General features: G+C 69.7%; 17 protein-coding genes and 2 pseudogenes. 11 read left to right on the forward strand and 8 right to left on the reverse strand.

Annotation, left to right across the window (positions count from 1 at the left end; all coding sequences use genetic code 11):
- Positions 1-50 precede the first annotated feature (50 nt).
- The 8 genes from GCN81_RS15310 (at position 51) to GCN81_RS15345 (ending at position 7,603) form a co-directional block, all read left to right on the forward strand.
- Positions 51-965, forward strand: coding sequence for a viperin family antiviral radical SAM protein (locus GCN81_RS15310; protein WP_197287649.1), 915 nt, complete (start codon positions 51-53; stop codon positions 963-965).
- A gap of 127 nt (positions 966-1,092) precedes the next feature.
- Entirely contained in the window at positions 1,093-2,691 is a 1,599-nt protein-coding gene (locus GCN81_RS15315; protein ID WP_156725163.1) for an ABC transporter substrate-binding protein, read from the forward strand.
- A 47-nt stretch (positions 2,692-2,738) separates the two neighbouring features.
- The gene (locus GCN81_RS15320) at positions 2,739-3,704 is read left to right on the forward strand and encodes an ABC transporter permease (RefSeq protein WP_156725232.1); all 966 of its coding nucleotides are present in this window, start codon (positions 2,739-2,741) and stop codon (positions 3,702-3,704) included.
- Positions 3,697-4,566, forward strand: a complete 870-nt coding sequence (locus tag GCN81_RS15325) for an ABC transporter permease (RefSeq protein ID WP_156725164.1) — start codon at positions 3,697-3,699, stop codon at positions 4,564-4,566. The genes GCN81_RS15320 and GCN81_RS15325 overlap by 8 nt, the downstream gene beginning before the upstream one ends.
- 125 nt (positions 4,567-4,691) lie before the next feature.
- The gene (locus GCN81_RS15330; protein WP_156725231.1) at positions 4,692-5,621 is read left to right on the forward strand and encodes an ABC transporter ATP-binding protein; all 930 of its coding nucleotides are present in this window, start codon (positions 4,692-4,694) and stop codon (positions 5,619-5,621) included.
- Positions 5,614-6,270, forward strand: coding sequence for an ABC transporter ATP-binding protein (locus GCN81_RS15335; RefSeq protein WP_156725165.1), 657 nt, complete (start codon positions 5,614-5,616; stop codon positions 6,268-6,270). The genes GCN81_RS15330 and GCN81_RS15335 overlap by 8 nt, the downstream gene beginning before the upstream one ends.
- 158 nt (positions 6,271-6,428) lie before the next feature.
- A complete protein-coding gene (locus GCN81_RS15340) occupies positions 6,429-7,301 on the forward strand; it encodes a phosphatidylinositol-specific phospholipase C/glycerophosphodiester phosphodiesterase family protein (RefSeq protein ID WP_156725166.1) in 873 nt (290 codons plus the stop codon).
- 107 nt (positions 7,302-7,408) lie between these two features.
- Positions 7,409-7,603: a hypothetical protein gene (locus GCN81_RS15345; protein ID WP_156725167.1), complete on the forward strand. Its 195-nt coding sequence runs from the start codon at positions 7,409-7,411 to the stop codon at positions 7,601-7,603.
- On the opposite strand, the gene GCN81_RS15350 is transcribed toward GCN81_RS15345, so the two are convergent.
- Positions 7,600-8,112 carry a MarR family winged helix-turn-helix transcriptional regulator gene (locus GCN81_RS15350; protein ID WP_407697972.1) on the reverse strand — a complete coding sequence of 171 codons (513 nt, stop codon included), beginning with the start codon at positions 8,110-8,112 and terminating at the stop codon, positions 7,600-7,602. The two genes, GCN81_RS15345 and GCN81_RS15350, sit on opposite strands and share 4 nt — an antisense overlap.
- A 101-nt stretch (positions 8,113-8,213) precedes the next feature.
- On the opposite strand from GCN81_RS15350, the gene GCN81_RS15355 reads away from it, so the two are divergent.
- The gene (locus tag GCN81_RS15355) at positions 8,214-8,627 is read left to right on the forward strand and encodes an organic hydroperoxide resistance protein (protein WP_156725168.1); all 414 of its coding nucleotides are present in this window, start codon (positions 8,214-8,216) and stop codon (positions 8,625-8,627) included.
- A gap of 24 nt (positions 8,628-8,651) precedes the next feature.
- Here the strand turns inward: GCN81_RS15355 and GCN81_RS15360 are convergent, their stop codons facing one another.
- Positions 8,652-9,032: a DUF779 domain-containing protein gene (locus GCN81_RS15360; protein WP_156725169.1), complete on the reverse strand. Its 381-nt coding sequence runs from the start codon at positions 9,030-9,032 to the stop codon at positions 8,652-8,654.
- A 90-nt stretch (positions 9,033-9,122) separates the two neighbouring features.
- Positions 9,123-9,275, reverse strand: a pseudogene (locus tag GCN81_RS15365) (glycosyl hydrolase 53 family protein); the annotation flags it as partial.
- Here GCN81_RS15365 and GCN81_RS15370 point away from each other — a divergent pair.
- Positions 9,260-9,679 (forward strand): annotated as a pseudogene (locus tag GCN81_RS15370) (LacI family DNA-binding transcriptional regulator); the annotation flags it as partial. The pseudogenes GCN81_RS15365 and GCN81_RS15370 overlap by 16 nt on opposite strands.
- 53 nt (positions 9,680-9,732) lie before the next feature.
- Here the strand turns inward: GCN81_RS15370 and GCN81_RS15375 are convergent.
- The 5 genes from GCN81_RS15375 to betA all read right to left on the reverse strand — a co-directional run bounded on the left by GCN81_RS15375 (position 9,733) and on the right by betA (position 16,455).
- Entirely contained in the window at positions 9,733-10,734 is a 1,002-nt protein-coding gene (locus GCN81_RS15375; protein WP_156725170.1) for an SCO7460 family lipoprotein, read from the reverse strand.
- Between the two features lie 148 nt (positions 10,735-10,882).
- Positions 10,883-11,572: a hypothetical protein gene (locus GCN81_RS15380; RefSeq protein ID WP_156725171.1), complete on the reverse strand. Its 690-nt coding sequence runs from the start codon at positions 11,570-11,572 to the stop codon at positions 10,883-10,885.
- A gap of 29 nt (positions 11,573-11,601) precedes the next feature.
- On the reverse strand, positions 11,602-12,624 hold the full coding sequence (locus GCN81_RS15385) for a hypothetical protein (protein WP_156725172.1): 1,023 nt from the start codon (positions 12,622-12,624) through the stop codon (positions 11,602-11,604).
- 32 nt (positions 12,625-12,656) lie between these two features.
- Entirely contained in the window at positions 12,657-14,792 is a 2,136-nt protein-coding gene (gene betT / locus GCN81_RS15390) for a choline BCCT transporter BetT (RefSeq protein ID WP_156725173.1), read from the reverse strand.
- 4 nt (positions 14,793-14,796) lie between these two features.
- A complete protein-coding gene (gene betA, locus GCN81_RS15395) occupies positions 14,797-16,455 on the reverse strand; it encodes a choline dehydrogenase (RefSeq protein WP_156725174.1) in 1,659 nt (552 codons plus the stop codon).
- 465 nt (positions 16,456-16,920) lie between these two features.
- On the opposite strand from betA, the gene GCN81_RS15400 reads away from it, so the two are divergent.
- Positions 16,921-17,997, forward strand: a complete 1,077-nt coding sequence (locus GCN81_RS15400; protein ID WP_156725175.1) for a TerC family protein — start codon at positions 16,921-16,923, stop codon at positions 17,995-17,997.
- The last annotated feature ends 158 nt before the right edge of the window (positions 17,998-18,155 follow it).

Consider the following 18,155-nt stretch of genomic DNA (forward strand, 5'->3'; position numbering starts at 1 on the left):
TCGCACACTTGCTGGACCTGGCCTTTTCCCCACCGGCAAGGTAGGCGGCCATGGCTGAAGGCGGCACGGGACGGCCTCCGGTCGAGGCCGTGAACTTCCCTATCTGGCAGCCGTGCAACATGCGGTGCGGATTCTGCTTCGCCCGGTTCAAGGACGTACGGGAGGAGGTCCTGCCCGCGGGCCACCTGACCGCGAGCGAAGCGCTGCGGGTCGTCGGCCTGCTGGCCGACGCGGGATTCCGGAAGATCACCTTCGCCGGAGGCGAGCCCTTCCTCTGCCCTTGGCTGGGCGACCTCCTGCGAGCGGCGCACCACGCGGGGATGACCACGGCGGTGGTCACCAACGGGTCGCTGGTGCGGGTCACCGACACACTCGCGGCCGTACTGGACTGGCTGGTGGTGAGTATCGACAGTCTCTCTCCGCAGGTGCTGACCGCACTCGGGAGGACCACGGCGGGCCGCCCGCTGTCCGAGGACACCTACCGCTCCCTGTGCGAAGACGTCCACCGGGCGGGTATCCGCCTGAAGATAAACACCGTCGTCACCAGGGCCAATCGGCACGAGGACCTGGCCGCGTTCGTCGTCGCGACGGAGCCCCGCCGCTGGAAGATACTCCAGATGCTGCCCATCGCCGGTCAGAACGGCGGACCGGGCAACGCCCTGTCCGTGACGGACGACGAGTTCCGGCAGTTCGTACGGCGCCACTCCTGGGTCGCCCGGTACGGCATCGACGTCGTACCGGAGAACAACGACGCCATGACCGGAAGCTACGCGATGCTCGACCCCGCGGGGCGGTTCTTCGACAACGTGCGCGGCTCGTACACGTACAGCGCCTCCATACTGAGGTGCGGTGTCCCCGCGGCGCTCCGGCAGATCACGCTCGACCGCTCCAAGTACCTCGCACGCGGCGGCCAGTACGACTGGAGTGCCCCCCTCCCGGTGCTCGCGCGCGGCGCCACGGACTGAGCCCGGAGCCGCGCAGGACGGGGCACCTCGACACCCGGTACGGTCCCCAGGTCTGGCACACCCATTACATGCGGCATAATTGCGAACTGTTTGCAATAACTGTTGATCTTTAGTAGGGGTGTGGCGTATGAGGGCCCGATCGATACGGGGAACCGGCGCACTGGCGGCGGTCGCCGCTCTGGCGGTCGCCGCGTCGGCCTGCTCGGCGCCCGGTGAGAGCGGTGGCGGCTCCGGCGGGGCCAAGGACTCGGCCGTGGTCGGCATCGCGTACGAGCCGGAGAGCCTCAGCCCCCTGCTCGGGTACGGCAAGGACGGCAACTCCAAGATATTCGACGGTCTGCTCACCCACGACGCCGACATGTCGCTCCGGCCCGCCCTTGCCAAGGCGCTGCCCAAGGTGAGCGACGACGGGCTGACCTACACCTACCAGCTGCGCGAAGGCGTGAAGTTCAGCGACGGCAAGCCCTTCACCGCCCAGGACGTCGTCTTCACCTACGAGACCATCCTCGACAAGAAGACCAACAACGCCTCGAAGGGCGAACTGGACGCGCTGAAGGGCGTGGAGGCCAAGGGGGACGACACGGTCGTCTTCCATCTCACGTACCCCTACGCGCCGTTCGCCGAGCGCACCGTACTGCCCATCGCCCCCGAGCACATCGCGGGCAAGCAGGACGTCAACAGCGGCGCGTTCACCACCAAGCCGATCGGTACCGGACCGTACAAGCTGGTCAAGTGGTCCAAGGGCGAGAAGCTCACCTTCACCGCCAACCCCGACTACTGGGGCGGCGCGCCGAAGGTGAAGGACCTCACCATGGCGATCATCGAGGACGACGACATCCGGGCCACCCGGCTGCGCGCCGGGGACCTGGACGGCGCGATCCTGCCGCCCAACCTGGCGGGGACCTTCGCCGGGGACAAGGACCGCACGACCTACGCGGCCACCAGCTTCGACTACCGGGTGGTGACCCTGCCGACCCACAACAAGGTCGCGGGTGACACCGCCGTACGGCGCGCCCTGGACGTGGCCGTCGACCGCAAGGCGATGGTCGACTCCATCCTGGAGGGCGCGGGCAAGGAGGCCTACGGCCCGGTGCCCACCGACAGCGAGTGGTTCACCAAGGGCACCGAGCGCACCCACGACCTCGCCAAGGCCAAGAAGATCCTCGACGACGCGGGCTGGAAGCCGGGCGAGAACGGCGTCCGCGTCAAGGACGGCGTCAAGGCGAGCTTCCCGCTCTGGTACAAGTCCGGCGACAAGCTCCGCCAGGACCACGCCCTGGCCTACGCGTCGGACGCCAAGAAGGCCGGAATCGAGATCAAGGTCCAGGCCGGCACCTGGGAGGTCATCGAGCCCCGGATGAAGACCGATGCCGTACTCGCCGGTGGCGGCGCGCCGGCCGACCCCGACTTCGACCAGTACACCCTGCTCACGTCGGAGCTCGCGGGCGACGGCTTCAACAACATGGCCTGGTACGACAACCCCGCCGTGGACAAGGCCATCGAGGCGGGACGCAAGACCAACGACCCGGCCAAGCGTAAGGCCGCCTACGACACCGTCCAGCGCGAGCTGGTGAAGGACCCGGGGTACACGTTCCTCACCCACATCGACCACCTGTACGTGGTCGACACCACGTTCGGTGACCTCACCACGCAGGTCGAGCCACACGACCACGGGCTCGCCGCCGGACCCTGGTGGAACATCGAGGACTGGCAGCCGAAGAAGTGACGTTCGGCAAGACCGCCCCGGCCCCCGGGCGCATCCCCTGGGGGCCGATGGCACGCATGACGGGACGGCGGGCGCTGTTCGCCGTCCCGGTGCTGCTCGTGGTGACCTTCGGGGCCTTCGCGATCGCCGCCGCCTCGCCCTTCGACCCCGTCAAGGCGTACGCGGGCACGGCGGGCCTCACCGCCTCGCAGGAGAACCTCGACCAGCTGCGCGCCAACCTCGGCGTCGACCAGCCGCTGGTCAGCCGATGGTGGCAGTGGCTGACCCACGCGCTGAGCGGCGACCTCGGTGACTCCAGCGTGATGCGGCAACCCGTCACCCAGGTCATCGGGGAGCGGCTCGGCTGGTCGGTGCTGCTCGCCGCGGTCGCGTTCGTGGTGGCCGTGCTGCTCGGCACGGCGCTCGGCGTGCTGGCCGGGCGCCGCACCGGTGGCTGGTGCGACCGAGCCATCAGCTCGCTCGCGTACACCCTGCAGGCCGCGCCGCCGTTCTGGCTGGGGCTGCTCGCCGTGTGGCTCTTCGCGCTGAAGCTGGGCGTACTGCCCGCGGGCGGGCTCACCGACACCGGGAGCACCGAGGTGACCGCGGGCCAGGTCCTCAGCCATCTGGCGTTGCCCGCCGCCGTGCTGGCCGCCTCCCAGCTGCCGTGGTTCGTGCTGTACGTACGCCAAGGGGTGGCCGACGCGCTCGATGAGGACCCCGTACGCGGGGCACGCGCGCGTGGCCTCGCGCCGCGCACCGTACTGCTGGGACACGCGCTGCGGTCAGGGATGCTGCCCGTGCTGACCCTGATCGGCTCCCGGGTACCCGAACTGATCACCGGGGCGCTGCTGGTGGAGACCGTCTTCAGCTGGCCCGGTATCGCGGCCGCGACCGTCGAGGCCGCCACCGCCGTGGACTTCCCGCTGCTGGCCGCACTCACCGCGCTCGCCACGGTCGCCGTGCTGCTCGGCAACCTCATCGCCGACCTGCTGTACGGGCTGGCCGATCCGAGAGTGGGCTTCGATGGCTGACCTCTGGCGGCGCGGCGGTGCCGGTGCCGTACGCCGCTCCACGCGCGCGTGGCGGGTACGGACTTCCGCGGTGATCATGGCGGCCGTGGTGCTCGCCGTGCTCCTCGTGCCGCCGCTGGCGCAACTCGACGAGCAGGCGGTCGACCTGTCCGCGAAGCTGCTGCCGCCGTCGCTCGCGCACCCCTTCGGGACGGACGACGTCGGCCGCGATCTGCTGCTGCGCTGTGTGTACGGTCTGCGGGTCTCGCTGCTGGTCGGCCTGGTGGCCGCACTGGTCGCGACCGTCATCGGCACCGCCGTCGGGGCGTGCGCGGCGGCGTCCGGCGGCTGGGTCGACCGTGTCGTGATGCGGCTCGTGGACATCTTCGCGTCCGTGCCGCACCTGCTGCTCGGCATCTTCATCGTGGCCATGTTCCAGCCGGGCGTCTGGCCCGTGGTGATCTCCGTCGCGCTCACCCACTGGCTGTCCACGGCCCGGATCGTGCGCGCCGAAGTACTCTCGCTGCGCTCCAGGCCGTACGTCGACGCGGCGGTCTCCGGGGGCGCGTCGCGGTGGCGGGTCACCGTACGGCATCTGGTCCCGGGGGTGCTGCCGCAGGCCGGGCTGGCCGCGGTGCTCATGGTGCCGCACGCCATCTGGCACGAGTCGGCGCTGTCCTTCCTCGGCCTGGGCCTGCCCACCCACCAGGCCAGCCTCGGCACCCTGGTGCAGAGCGCCCGTGGCTCGCTGCTCGCGGGCGACTGGTGGCCGACGCTGTTCCCCGGCCTGTTCATCATCGTCCCGACGCTGGCGATCGCGGGCCTCGCGGGTGCCTGGCGGGAACGGCTCAACCCGCGCCGCCGATCGGAGCTGACGCTGTGACCCCGCCCAAACACCTGACCAGCGAATCCGTGTCCGGCGCGCCCGTGCCTGACGAGCCCGTGTCCGGCGCGCCCGTGCCTGACGAGCCCGTGCTGTCCGTACGCGACCTGTCCGTCCGCTTCCGGATGCGCGGCCAGCGGTACATCGCGGCCGTCACCGGCGCCCACTTCGACCTCGCCGTGGGCCAGTGCCTCGCCCTGGTCGGCGAGAGCGGCTGCGGCAAGTCGGTGCTGGCCTCCGCGCTGCTGGGGCTGCTGCCCGGCAACGCCGAGACGGCGGGGTCCGCGCTCCTGGACGGCCTGGACCTGCTCACCGCCGACGAGGCGACGCTGGCCCGCACCGTGCGTGGGCGGCGCGTCGGCCTCGTACCGCAGAGTCCGGCCGCGCATCTCACCCCGGTACGCACCGTCCGCTCCCAACTGGAGGAGACCGTCAGGGAGCTGACGGGCACCCGTAAGCCAGCGGTACGCCAGGCGGCCGAGGCCGCCGCCGAGCGGGCCGCGTTCCCCGCCGACCACCTCGACCGGTATCCGCACGAACTGTCCGGCGGGCTCGCCCAGCGCGCGGCCACCGCGCTCGCGCTGATCGGCGACGCCCCGCTGCTGCTCGCCGACGAGCCCACCACCGGGCTTGACCGCGACCTCGTCGAGCGCACCGTGGACGAGCTCAAGCGGCACACCGGGGACCACCGTGCCCTCCTGATGATCACCCACGACCTGGCGGCCGCCGAGCGCATCGCCGACCAGGTGGCGGTGATGTACGCGGGCCGTATCGTCGAACTCTCCTCAGCTGAGGCCTTCTTCGGTGAACCCGGCCCCCGGCACCCGTACGCCCGTGGCCTGCTGAACGCCCTCCCCGAGCGGGAGTTCACTCCCATCCCGGGCATGCCGCCCGAACTCGGCGCACTTCCCGAGGGCTGCGCCTTCGCCCCGCGCTGCGCGTATACGACATCGGCCTGCGCCCACATTCCCCCGCTGAACGCCTCCGTGGCCTGCCACCACCCGGTGCTGGACGCCGCCCCGGCAGCCGCCGCCCAGGAGGCCACCCGTGCTTGAGCTCGACGCGATCACCGCCGGATACGACCGCCGGGCCCCCGTCCTGCGCGGCGCCAGCCTCACCATCGCCCCCGGCGAGTCCGTCGGGCTGCTCGGCCCCAGCGGCTGCGGCAAGTCGACCCTCGCGCGCGTCGCCGCGCTGCTGCACCGGCCGGACACCGGACGCGTCATCATCGACGGCGAGCCCGCGCGCGGCTGGCGGCACCGGGCACCCCGGGCGCAACGCACCGCCTTCGGCGTGGTGTTCCAGCAGCCGAGGCTCTCCGCCGACCCGCGCCTGAGGCTCCGCGACCTGATCGCCGAGCCGCTACGGGCGAACGGCCTGGCCGCCGACGTCGCGCGGCGGGTACCGGAGTGGGCGGACACCGTCGGACTCGGCGACGAACTCCTCGGCCGCCGCCCGCACGAGGTCAGCGACGGGCAACTGCAACGGGCCTGCCTGGCCCGCGCCTTGGTGCTGCGCCCGCGCTGGCTGGTCTGCGACGAGATGACGGCGATGCTGGACGCCTCGACCACGGCGGCGCTGGTGCACGTCGTGGAGGACTACCGCCGAGACAGCGGCGCCGGACTGCTCGCGGTCGGCCACGACCGTCTCCTCATCGACCGCTGGTGCGACCGCACCGTCCACTTCGGTGACCTGAAAGCCTGACCTGACCTGACCGGTACCGGATGAATGTACAGCGTCAATAGCACCAACTCGGGGTAGAACACCGACGGTTGACAGGGGCGGGGCCGCATACTCACCAAGGCCCCGCCCTTCGTCGTATCCGCAGCCGACAGCCGAGTCCTTTCGGGAGGCACACCGTCATGGCCCTCGTCACCCGCCGCAGAGCCGTCACCACGCTCGCCGCCGCCGTCACCGGCGCGGTCGCCGCACCCTCGTACGCCTTCGCCGGTGAACGCACCCCGCACCCCCACCCGCGCCCGCTCAGACGCGCCCACGCGCACAACGACTATCTGCACCCCCGGCCCCTGCACGACGCGCTCGCCCACCGCTTCACCAGCGTCGAGGCGGACATCTTCCTGGTCGACGGCGAGCTGTTGGTCGCCCACGACCCGTGGGACCTGGACCCCGCCCGCACCCTCAAGTCCCTCTACCTCGACCCGCTCCTCGCCCGCGTCAAGGACCATCGCGGCTGCGTGTACCCCGGCTATCACAAGCCCGTACAGCTCCTCATCGACATTAAGGCGGACGGCGCGGCGGCCTACCTCGAACTCCACCGCCAACTGCGCCGCTACCGACGTCTGTTCACCACCTACACCTACGGCAAAGTGCGTCCAGCCGCCGTCACCGCGGTGATCTCCGGGGACCGCGCGGCCCGTGCCCCGATGGAGTCCCAACGGCTGCGCTACGCCTTCTACGACGGGCGGCTCGCCGACCTCGAATCCCCGGCACCCGCGCCCGCCTCATTGATCCCGCTGATCAGCGACAACTGGTTCCAGCACTTCACCTGGCGAGGGTGGGGCCCGATGCCCGCCGCCGAACGCGAGAAGCTGCGTACGATCATGGCCACCGCGCACTCCCGTGGCCAGCGGGTCCGCTTCTGGGCGACGCCCGACCTGCCGGGCCAGGAGCGCGGCGCGGTGTGGAGCGAGCTCATCGACGCCAACGCCGACCACATCAACACCGATGACCTGCGGGCACTCGAAGCGTTCCTCGACGCGTACGACCGGCCGTGAAGCCGACAACACACGTTCGGAGTACATGCTGATCGCCTGATGGACCCCTCCGCTACGCCAGACTGGCGGCCGAAGCCACGGTGCGGATGTGGCGGAGGAGGGCGACGATGGCCATTTCGATTTCTGTGGTGCTGCTGCTTCTGATTCTCGCCGTGGTCTTCCTGCGCAACGGCGCGCTCAAGATGTCGCACGCCGTGGTCTGTGTGCTGCTGGGCTTCTATCTGGCGAGCTCCCGCATGGCGCCGACCATCCACGAGGGGCTGACGGCGACCGCGGACCTGGTGAGCAACCTGAACCCTTAGGACTCGTCCGCGGCGTCCGCTGCGAGATCCGCCGCGTCCAACGCCTCCGCGAGGACGTTCAGCCGGGTCCGCAGCTCGCGGATCTCGTCCAGCGGCAGGCCGGTGGCGGTGGCGATGCGGCGCGGCACCGCGAGGGCGCGGGCGCGCAGGGCGATGCCGTTCTCGGTGGGCCGTACGGTGACCGAGCGCTCGTCGTCGCGACTGCGGCGGCGCTCGACCAGATCGGCCGACTCCAGCCGCTTCAGCAGTGGCGAGAGGGTGCCGGAGTCGAGGCGCAGATACGCGCCGATCTTCTTGACCGGCAGCTCGCCGTGCTCCCAGAGCACCAGCATCACCAGGTACTGGGGGTAGGTCAGCCCCAGCTCCTTCAGAGCGGTCCGGTAGGCGGCGTTGAAGGCGCGCGCCGCGGAGTGCAGCGAGAAGCAGACCTGCAGGTCGAGCCGGAGGAAGTCCTCGTCCGCGACGGAGCCGAAGGAACCGACGGAGTCGATCGAGTCCATGGAGTGCATGGCTCAAGGGTAGCGCGTGCGCGACATTAAGTTGTGCACAACTTAATTGTGTGCTCTAGTTGTGGGTGTCAGGTTTCCCCGAGTCGCGAAGGATCCACCCCATGGACGCGCTGTACACCGCTGTCGCCACCGCCAACGGCCGTGAGGGCCGCGCCGTCAGCTCCGACGGTCAGGTCGACCTGCCGCTCTCCCTCCCCACGGCGCTCGGCGGAAACGGAGAGGGCACCAACCCCGAGCAGCTCTTCGCCGCCGGGTACGCGGCCTGCTTCGCCAGCGCCATGAGCTCCGTCGCCCGTACCGCGAAGATCGACGTCAAGGACGTCTCGGTGACCGCGGAGGTCGGCATAGGCAAGGACACCGACGGCGGCTTCGGGCTCGCCGTGGTGATGCGGGTCGAGCTGCCGGAGCACCTTGAGGGCGAGCCGGGCCGCCAGCTCGTCGAGCAGACGCACGCGTACTGCCCGTACTCCAAGGCCACCCGCGGCAACATCGACGTCGAGATCGTCATCGAGTAACCACGTACTAGTACGTGCGTGCCACTACGTACCCAGCACCCGGGAGCGGATCAGAAACCGCACGCCCTCCGGGGCCTCCAGCGAGAAGCCGCCACCGCGGCCCGCCACCACATCGACGATGAGCCGGGTGTGACTCCACAGCGCGTACTGGCTGCGGGACATCCAGAACCCGACCGGTTCCGCGACCCCGTCGACGGCCAGGGACGCGAGCAGCACATCGGAGTCACCGGTGCGGAACTCGCCCTCCGGGTAGCACATCGGTGAGCTGCCGTCGCAGCAGCCGCCCGACTGGTGGAACATCAGCGGGCCATGGACCTCCCGCAGCCGCCGGATCAGACCGGCGGCTGCGGGAGTCAGCTCCACGCGCGGAGCGCTGTTACTGGTGCTGTCAGTGCTGTCGGCCATGGGCTTCGCCCTTCGGTTTTCGGGGACGTGCGCCACTCTGCCCCGTACGAGGTTGCGGCAAGGTTGCACGCGACGCCGAGTTCCGCCCGATCAGCGGTGACGGAACCAGTTCGCCGCGGGGAGCAGCCGGTCGTTGTAGCCGAACAGGGCCTGGTTCTCCCAGCCGTTGCCTGACGAGGGGTCGGCCGGGTCCCAGCCATTGCCGGTGACGGCGGTCCAGGCGGGCTCCCAGTAGACGACGCCGGCTCGCGGGCTACCGCGAGACGCTCGCCGAGTGCGGACTGCCCGTCGACGAGTCGCTGATCGTCTCGGGCGACTACAGCAGGGCGAGCGGCGAGAGCGCGGCCGAGCTGCTCCTGCGGCGGGCGCCCGACCTGGACGCGGTGTTCGTGGCATCGGACCTGATGGCGCAGGGGGTCCTGGACACCCTGGAGCGGGCCGGGCGCCGAGTGCCGGATGACGTGGCCGTCGGCGGCTTCGACGACTCGCCCGCCGCGCTGGCCGCGCGCCCCCAGCTCACCACGATCCGCCAGCCCTGGGACCGCATCAGCACGGAGATGGTACGGATGCTGCTGGCCCGCATCGAGGGCGAGGAACCGGCTGCCGTCATCCTGCCCACCGAACTCGTACGCCGGGACTCAGCCTGACGCCGGAACCTCAGAACCTCAGAACCGCAGAGCCCCAGAGCTGCCTCAGCGCCTCAGAGCGGAGGCAGCCGCAGCGCGCCGTTGCCGATCCGGACGTCGCGCACTTCGGTGGGCTCGCCGATCAGCTTGCCCGACAGGTCGGTGGTCACCGCCACGGCGTGCTGGCCGAGGCAGCGACGGCGCCCGTCGGGCTCGTCGCAGTAGAGCACGTACCCCTTGACCCGGTCGACCCGTCCGGGCAGCAGCCGCCACGCGCCGGTGTAGGTCGAGAGCACCGCCTCGGGGCGGGAAGCCGTGAGCCAGGGCGTGACCCCCTCGCGTACCTCCGCGCCGAACCGATCCCGCTCGGCAACGGGGCGGACCAGGTACGCGGCACCCGACCCAGGGTCGGCCACGCCGTCACGCCACGGGTAACTCACCCGGTAGTACGCGCCTCTGGAGAGCGCGCCGAGCAGCTTGGGGTCGGTCATCCGCATCAGGGTCGGCCGGTCGTCGCCCCCGGTCGGCCGATCGCGCAGTGCCTCAGGAGCGGTGACGAGCACGGAGGTCGTACCGCTGGCGGGAGGCGGTACATCCTGCGCGGCCCGGGACCGGGACCACTGTTCGACGCACGCGCCGATCTCCGCGAGTACGGAGGTCACGGTGGCGTTCGTCGGTGCGGCCACCACCCACGGCTGGGTGACGCTGTGCCCCTGGCCGACCGCGTGCACCTCGTAGCCGCAGTCTGCGAACGCCGTGGTCAGCGTGCGCAGGTCGCGCGCCCGAGCCCTGGCGTCCGCCACGGCCTTGGTCAGCGCGCGCTCACAGTCCTCGCGGCCACAGGTGTCTCCCTGCCGGTCGACCCTCAACCGCACCACGGCGTCGGCGTCGTCGGTCAGCCGGAAGGCCACCTCCGAGCCAAGGGTCGCGGGAAACAGCGACTTCGCCGAGATCACCTCCAGCTTGCCGGGGAACAGCTCATTGGCGAGCGCGCTCGCCCGCCGCTGGTCCTCCTTCGTGGACAGCACCCCGCAACCGACACAGGCCAGCGCCAACGACACTACCGAGGCGACCATGCTCCCTCGCCACCACCGAGCCACCACGCCCACGCCCCCGCTCGCGATCGCCCCGAGCAATCCACCGGCCGGGTCCCGTACCGCGACCCTAGGAGCCCACCGCGCGGACCGGTTGAGTACACCTACTCAACAGCCGGTAGGTACCCGGTCAGCCGCCATGCCGGACGGCCAGCGCCAGCACACCGGGACGCAGCCGCCGGAAGTACGTGGCGCGGCTGAGGTGCAGGCGGCGTGCCACCTGCCCGTGGGTGCCCGACCGGTCGACGTAGTACGCGCGCAATACCCGTCCGGCCTCGGCGTCAGCTGATATCGGGCTTGCCGCCAGCGTGTCCACGGCTGCGACGAGCCAGGCGCGCGGTGCCTGCACCGTCGCCGTGTGCGCGCTGGCCAGCAGCGGGCTGTCGGCCACGCCTCCGGAGGTGTGCAGGCTGCCCAACGTGCTGGTGAGGTGCGCTACGGCGGAGCCGTCGGCGGTGTCAGGGCCGGTGCCTGTGCCGGTGCCTGTGCTGTTGCCGGTGGCGCCCAGGCGGCGGAGCCAGGCGGGGAGCGCCGCGCCGCTGAAGTCGTTGCTGTAGACCTCCGGGGCGCGTCCGCAGCGGTAGATGTCGTCGCGGATTCCCCCGTGGCGGCGGAAGGCCAGCCGGTCGAGCAGCTGGCGATAGCCCGGATCGGCGGTGGACACCAGCAGCCGTCCGTTCATGACCGCCTGCCGCAGGATGTGGCGCAGCACGTGGGCGTGGATGGGCGGGTCGGGGCAGAACGCCGCCCCCAAGAACAGCCCACCGCGGTCACCGCCCGCCACGAGGCGCTCGGTGTGCTGCTGGAGCAGCGGCTCCACCCCAGCCAGGGTCCGCTCCCGGACCGGGATCAGGCTGACCAGACCGATCGGCCGTCCGTCGGTGTTTCGCGGGCCAGCCGGAACCCGGTGATGTCGTCGTCCAGCCACTTGGTGACCAGCCGTTCCGTACGACGCCGGTCGAAGCCCTTGAGCGACGCCCAGCCGTGCATCAGGCGGCCGATGTCGTCGGCGTCGGACGGCTCGGCCATCCCAATCGGCACCGGCGGGCGGCCAGGTGGGAAGAGCACCTCCCGTACCACCGGATCACCGGCCAGGAACATGGCCTGCTCCGCCAGTTCGGCCTGCCGCTCGGGTGGCGCCGAGGCGGTGAGCATCGCGCCGCGGTACCGCGCCGCGCGGGAGAGCAACGCGCCGTGCTGGCCCGGCCGACGCCACTGGTAGGCCAGGTCGAGCAGGGCGCGGTACGGCTCGGCGACGGTCAGTCCCAGGGCGGTCCGCCGCACCAGGCTGAGCCCGGCCAGGTCCGTGAACAACTCCGGGCCAGCGGCCAGCAGCTTCTCGTCCGCCGTACCGACGCTGGCGAGCAGTCGGAGCGTCTGGGCCCTGCGGCGGCCCGGCAGTTCACGTTCGAGGCGCTGGAGGATGTCGACGCTCACCTCGTCGGCCAGCGCGCCGGGGGCGGTGGGCGCGGCCCCGGCGTGCAACGCCCGGCAGACGGCACGCGCCCGCAGGGGGATGCCACCGGCCAGCCGGACCACGGCGTCCCGCGCTGCCGGGTCCCCGATACCGGACCGGCCCGCGAGCGTTGCGATCTCCTCGTCGGGCAGGGGAGCCACGGTGAGGGTGATGGGCTCGCCACCGGCCCACCCCCGAGCCGCCCTCAACGGCTTGCGGCTGAGCACGAGTACGGGCCGGTGGTCCGCGCGCGCGTCGCCGAGTACCTCGGCGATGGACTCCACCGCACCAGGCCCGTCGACGCCGTCCAGCACCAGCGGCGTCCGGTCGGCGGCGGGCAGTCCCCGCCGACGGCGGTGAGCGACGGCTGGGGCTGGATCATCGCGGAGGGCCCGACCGAGGGCTGACGGCGCCACGCCGCCCCCGGTCCAGAAGTCCTTGGGCGTCCCTAGGCGTCCTTGTCCGGCAGGTGTACCTCCGCCGTGTCCGGCCGGTGGTCGGGCAGTGTCGAGTGGGCGGTGGCTTCGCGGTGCAGCCGCAGGAACTCCAGGTACCGCTCGTACTGGTCGAGGATGTCGCCGATCAGCTGGTCCTTGCTGTAGCCCATGACGTCGTAGCCCTGGCTGCCCTCGGCGAGGTGCACTTCGTAGCGCACATACGTGTCATGCGCGGTGATCGACCGGGTGGCGAACGCCGGGGTCGGCACCTCGTCCGGCCACACCCGGTAGATGAAGATCTCGTTGCCGCCCATCGGGATGCGCAGCTCCATGTGCGGGACGCCGACCTCTTCGTCGATCCCCTCCACCAGCGACGCGTCGGCGCCCCGCTGACTCAGCGCCGCCGCGACGTCCTGGAACGCCGCGCGGCACACCTCGTCCATGAACCTGGTCGCGGCGCGTTTGGTGGGGAAGCTCATCGCCCGGGTAAGGCGCTGGCGCCAGTTCCACTCCGGGGTCTGACTGCGGTTCACGGTCCGTCCGGACAGCGACGAGGACAGCGTGGTGGTCAGCGCGTCCTCCCGCATCCGTTCGATGCGCAGCGCCTTGTACAAGCCCCAGATGATCAGGAACATCACGAACGAGAACGGCAGGCCCATGATGATCGTCGCGCTGGTGAGCGCCTGCACACCGCCGACGAGGAGCATGGCCAGCGTGAGCAGGCCGGTCGCCGCCGCCCAGAAGATGCGGAGATAGGGAGACGCGTCGGTGAGCGGGGTGGGCAGCCGCGAGCTGAGGTTGCTCACCACCAAGGCACCGGAGTCCGCCGACGTGACATAGAGCAGCAGCCCGACGACGGTGGCGAGACCGGCGGTGAACGTGGCCCCGGGGAACTGCCCGAGCAGTTCGTAGAAGCCCTGCTCGGGCGCGGTCGCGGCGATCTCACCGAACTCGGCGTTCCCGCCCCGCACGAGCCCCAGCGCGCTGTTGCCGAAGATCGACAGGAACGTCAGCGTGAAGAAGAACGGGATGATCAGCGTCGCGGCGACAAACTGCCGGATGGTGCGGCCGCGCGAGATCCTCGCCAGGAACAGCCCCACGAACGGCGCCCACGCGATCCACCAGGCCCAGAAGAACAGCGTCCAGGCGTTGAGCCATTCGGTCGGCTGGTCGTACGCGAAGGTGTTCAGCGTCATCGACGGGAAGCGGCTGACGTAGTCGCCGATGTTGAGGACGAGGCTGTTGAGCATCCGGATCGGGCTGTCCACGAACAGCATGTAGAGCATCAGCACGATCGCGAGGATGACGTTGAGCTCGGACAGCCGTCTGATGCCCCGGTCCACACCCGCGACCGCGGACACCGTGGCCAGCACCACCGCGAGGGCGATCAGCGCGATCTGTGCCGCTGTCCCCTGCGGTACGTCGAAGAGGTACGTCAGCCCGTAGTTCAACTGCACGACACCGATACCGAGTGACACCGAGATACCGAAGACCGTGCCCAGAATGGCCGCGAGGTCGACCGCGTCACCGATCCGGCCATGGATGCGCTTGCCGATGATCGGGTACAGCGCCGACCGGATCGCCAGCGGAAGGCGGTAGCGGAAGGCGAAGTAGCCGAGGGCCATGCCCATCAGCGCGTACATCCCCCAGCCGGTGATGCCGTAGTGGAACAGCGTCCACACCATCGCCTGCCGGGCGGCCTCGACGGTCTCCGGGTCGCCCTCGGGCGGGGCGAGATACTGGCTGACCGGCTCGGCGACGGAGAAGAACATCAGGTCGATGCCGATGCCCGCGGCGAACAGCATCGTGGCCCAGGCGAACAACCCGTAGTCGGGGGTGGAGTGCTGTGGGCCGAGCTTGATCTTGCCGTACCGGGACGCGGCGACGAACACCACGAACAGCAGATACAGGGTCGCGGCGAGGAAGTAGTACCAGCCGAAACCGTCGGTGATCCACCCCACCACCACGCCGATGGCGCTCTCGGCGCCCGACGGGTCGATGATCGCCCAGATGGAGATCGCGAGAATCACGACGGACGAGCCGTAGAAGACGACGGGCTTGAGCCTGATCCCGCCCTCCGCGTCCGCTTCCACCTCGGTCGGGTCCTGCTGCTCGGCGGTGCTGCCGCTCTCTCCGTCACTCGACACAGTGCTAACTCCCCTGGGGACGGTGCCGGTAGAAGTCAACCGTGGACGGCGCCAAGGGGGTGTTGCCGAGGATGAGGTCGGCGGCCTTCTCGGCGAGCATCATCACCGGCGCGTAGATGTTTCCGTTGGTGAGATACGGCATCGCGGACGCGTCGACCACCCGGAGCCCTTCGACGCCGTACACACGCATCGAGGTCGGGTCGAGCACCGACATGTCGTCGACGCCCATACGGGCCGTGCAGGACGGGTGGTACGCGGTCTCGGCGTCACGGGCCACCCAGTCCAGGACCTGCTCATCCGTGCTGACCTCAGGACCCGGTGACAACTCACCCGCGTCGTATTCGGCGAAGGCGGGCTGGGACAGAATGTCCCGCGCCACCTGGATCGCCTCCAGCCACTCCTTGCGGTCATTGGGCGTGGACAGATAGTTGAACCGCAGCGCCGGATGCGCCTTCGGATTCTTGGACTTGATTTTCACCGACCCACGCACATCCGAATACATGGGCCCGATATGCACCTGATAGCCGTGCTCCGCGCCCACCGGCGTGCCGTCATAGCGCACCGCGATCGGCAGAAAGTGGAACATGAGGTTGGGGTACTTCACGACGTCGTTGCCGCGTACGAAACCGCCCGCCTCGAAATGATTGGTCGCCGCAGGGCCGGTGTGGAACAGCATCCACTGGAGCCCGATAGCGGGACGCCGCGTCCATTTCAGTGACGGGTTGTACGAGATCGGCTGCTTGCAGGCGTGCTGCACATAGACCTCCAGATGGTCCTGGAGGTTCTCCCCGACCCCCCGCAGCTCGTGCACCATGTCGATGCCCAGTGGCTGGAGTTCGTCGGGATTCCCGATACCGGACAGTTGCAGTAGCTGGGGCGTGTTGACGGCACCGCCGCTGAGGATGACCTCGCCACCGAACGCCTGCCGGGCCTGTCGCCCGTACTGGCGGTAGGCGACGCCCACGGCCCGCTTGCCCTGGAACAGGACCTGGTCCACCTGCGAGAAGCACTGCACCGTGAGGTTCGGCCGCTTCTTCACGGGATGGACGTACGCGCGCGCCGCCGACCAGCGCCGCCCCTTGCGGATGTTGCGGTCGAAGCGCGCGAACCCCTCCTGCTGGTAGCCGTTGACATCGGACGTGAGCGGGTAGCCAGCCTCCTGCGCCGCCTCAAGGAACGCGGTGAACAGCGGGTTCTTCGCGGGTCCGCGCTCCAGCCACAGCGGGCCGCCCTGGCCGCGCCAGTCGTCTTCCCCGGCTACGCAGTGCTCCATCCGTTTGAAATACGGCAGGCAGTGCGCGTAATCCCAGGTTTCCATGCCCGGGTCGGCGGCCCAGCGTTCCAGGTCCATCGGATTGCCGCGCTGAAAGATCATTCCATTGATGGAACTCGATCCACCGAGCAGTCTTCCCCGGCCGTGACTGACGCGTCTGCCGCCCATGAAGGGCTCAGGTTCGGAGTTGTAGCACCAGTCGTAGAAGCGGTTACCGATGACCATCGTCAGCGCGGCGGGCATATGCGTGAGGATGTCCCAGCTCCAGTCGGGCCGACCCGCCTCCAGCACGAGCACTTTGTTGGCCGGGTTCGCGCTGAGCCGATTGGCCAGTGCGCAGCCCGCCGATCCGCCGCCGACGATGATGAAGTCGTACTCCGCCTTACCCATGCCGCTCCCTGGATTCGCATCGCAGCCCCAGTGCTACGCGTAAAACATAAGCGGCGATGAAATCCAGCGCACAACGCAGTACCTGCATTCGGCTCAACCGGGAGGCAACCGTGGCTTTCGCCGGTAGCCGTCGCGCAGTCGCAGCGACCCCCTGATGCGGCAGCTGGCGTAGCCCAGGGCCAGCCGGGGGTGACGGCGCTGAGTGTGCTCGACACGGTCTTGGCCGATGACCATGAAACTGCGCTCCGGACGTGATCCTTCACGGCACGGGGTGTCTGAAACCGTGCCACTGCGGATCGTGAAAATCTCCCTGAGTCTGGTGTTCTGTGGGGCCACAGTGGGCAACGACCCATGAGGAGTCGACTCCCTCGGGCGCCCGGAGGTCATTGGTGGAGCGAAACGCCAGAAACTCCCGAATACGGCTACGTATCCGTCTAGGTGTGCGCCGCGAAGAGGGTGACCAGATTGCTTGACGTTCCGCTCTGGCTCTGGGGAGCATTCGTCGCGACCGTCGTGGTGTCGCTGGCGGTGGACCTGCTGGCCCACCGCGACACACACGTCATCGGCTTCAAGGAGGCCACGGCCTGGAGTGCCCTGTGGGTGGGCCTGGCTCTGGCCTTCGGCGTCGTCGTCTTCGTCGTCCTCGGTACGGAGGCCGGTACCGACTACACCACCGCGTGGCTGCTGGAGAAGAGCCTGTCGGTGGACAACCTCTTCGTCTTCGCCGTGATCTTCGCCTACTTCAGGCTGCCCCGGGCGTACCAGCACCGTGTCCTGTTCTACGGCGTGATCGGCGCGCTGGTCTTCCGCGGAATCTTCCTCACCCTCGGTGTCGCCGTGGTCAGCCGCTTCACCGCGGTGCTGTTCGTGTTCGCGGCGATTCTCTTCTACAGCACCTACAAGCTCATCAAGGGCGAAGAGGAGAGCTTCGACCCCGGCAAGAGCTTCGCCCTGCGCATGCTCCGCAAGATCGTGCCGGTTCGGGATGAGTACGCGGGCACCGCCTTCTTCGTCAAGGAGGCCGGGAAGCGGGTGGCCACACCGCTGCTCGCGGTGATCGCCGCGATCGAGGCGGCGGACCTCGTCTTCGCCGTCGACAGCGTTCCCGCCGTGCTGGCCGTCAGCGACGATATCTTCATCGTCTACACCAGTAACGCGTTCGCCATCCTGGGGCTGCGCGCCCTGTACTTCCTGCTCTCGGGTCTGCTGGAGCGCTTCCACTACCTGAACATGGGCATCGCGGTCATTCTCGGCTTCATCGGCGTCAAGCTGGTTCTCCAGGCGGCCCACAAGACGATCAACTCGAGCATTCCGGAAGTGCCCTCGCCGATCAGCCTCGCGTTCATCGTGGTGGTGCTGGCGGTGTCCGTCGTGCTCAGCGTGCGGCGACCCGTACCGGAAGATCCAATTTCGGTTCCCGTGGGCGAGGCCCCCGCACCTCAGAGCGACACCCAGGCCCCCCGGGAAGAGCCCCACGTTTCCCGGGAAGAGACAGGAGCCGAGCGGGAGCGCTCGGACGATCCACCTGAGCCAGGGCGCTGATCGACGGATGAGCGATCCCGAGCACGAGACAGGTCCCCTCCGCACGATTCGGTGCCCGGTGTGCGCGCGCCCCCTGCCCATGACCATCAAGAGACGGCACAAGACGCTCGGGGTGTACGTGCCCGTGTGGGGCCCGGGCCCCTGCCGCGTCCCCGCGT

It is taken from the genome of Streptomyces apocyni, assembly GCF_009739465.1.
GTDB classification, from domain to species: domain Bacteria; phylum Actinomycetota; class Actinomycetes; order Streptomycetales; family Streptomycetaceae; genus Streptomyces; species Streptomyces apocyni.

Bases quoted from the DNA above. Each gene is read 5' to 3' on its own strand.
- GCN81_RS15310 (WP_197287649.1), top strand. From the start codon at position 51: ATGGCTGAAGGCGGCACGGGACGGCCTCCGGTCGAGGCCGTGAACTTC.
- GCN81_RS15315 (WP_156725163.1), top strand. From the start codon at position 1,093: ATGAGGGCCCGATCGATACGGGGAACCGGCGCACTGGCGGCGGTCGCC.
- GCN81_RS15320 (WP_156725232.1), top strand. From the start codon at position 2,739: ATGGCACGCATGACGGGACGGCGGGCGCTGTTCGCCGTCCCGGTGCTG.
- GCN81_RS15325 (WP_156725164.1), top strand. From the start codon at position 3,697: ATGGCTGACCTCTGGCGGCGCGGCGGTGCCGGTGCCGTACGCCGCTCC.
- GCN81_RS15330 (WP_156725231.1), top strand. From the start codon at position 4,692: ATGCGCGGCCAGCGGTACATCGCGGCCGTCACCGGCGCCCACTTCGAC.
- GCN81_RS15340 (WP_156725166.1), top strand. From the start codon at position 6,429: ATGGCCCTCGTCACCCGCCGCAGAGCCGTCACCACGCTCGCCGCCGCC.
- GCN81_RS15345 (WP_156725167.1), top strand. From the start codon at position 7,409: ATGGCCATTTCGATTTCTGTGGTGCTGCTGCTTCTGATTCTCGCCGTG.
- GCN81_RS15350 (WP_407697972.1), bottom strand. From the start codon at position 8,112: ATGCACTCCATGGACTCGATCGACTCCGTCGGTTCCTTCGGCTCCGTC.
- GCN81_RS15355 (WP_156725168.1), top strand. From the start codon at position 8,214: ATGGACGCGCTGTACACCGCTGTCGCCACCGCCAACGGCCGTGAGGGC.
- GCN81_RS15360 (WP_156725169.1), bottom strand. From the start codon at position 9,032: ATGGCCGACAGCACTGACAGCACCAGTAACAGCGCTCCGCGCGTGGAG.
- GCN81_RS15375 (WP_156725170.1), bottom strand. From the start codon at position 10,734: ATGGTCGCCTCGGTAGTGTCGTTGGCGCTGGCCTGTGTCGGTTGCGGG.
- betA (WP_156725174.1), bottom strand. From the start codon at position 16,455: ATGGGTAAGGCGGAGTACGACTTCATCATCGTCGGCGGCGGATCGGCG.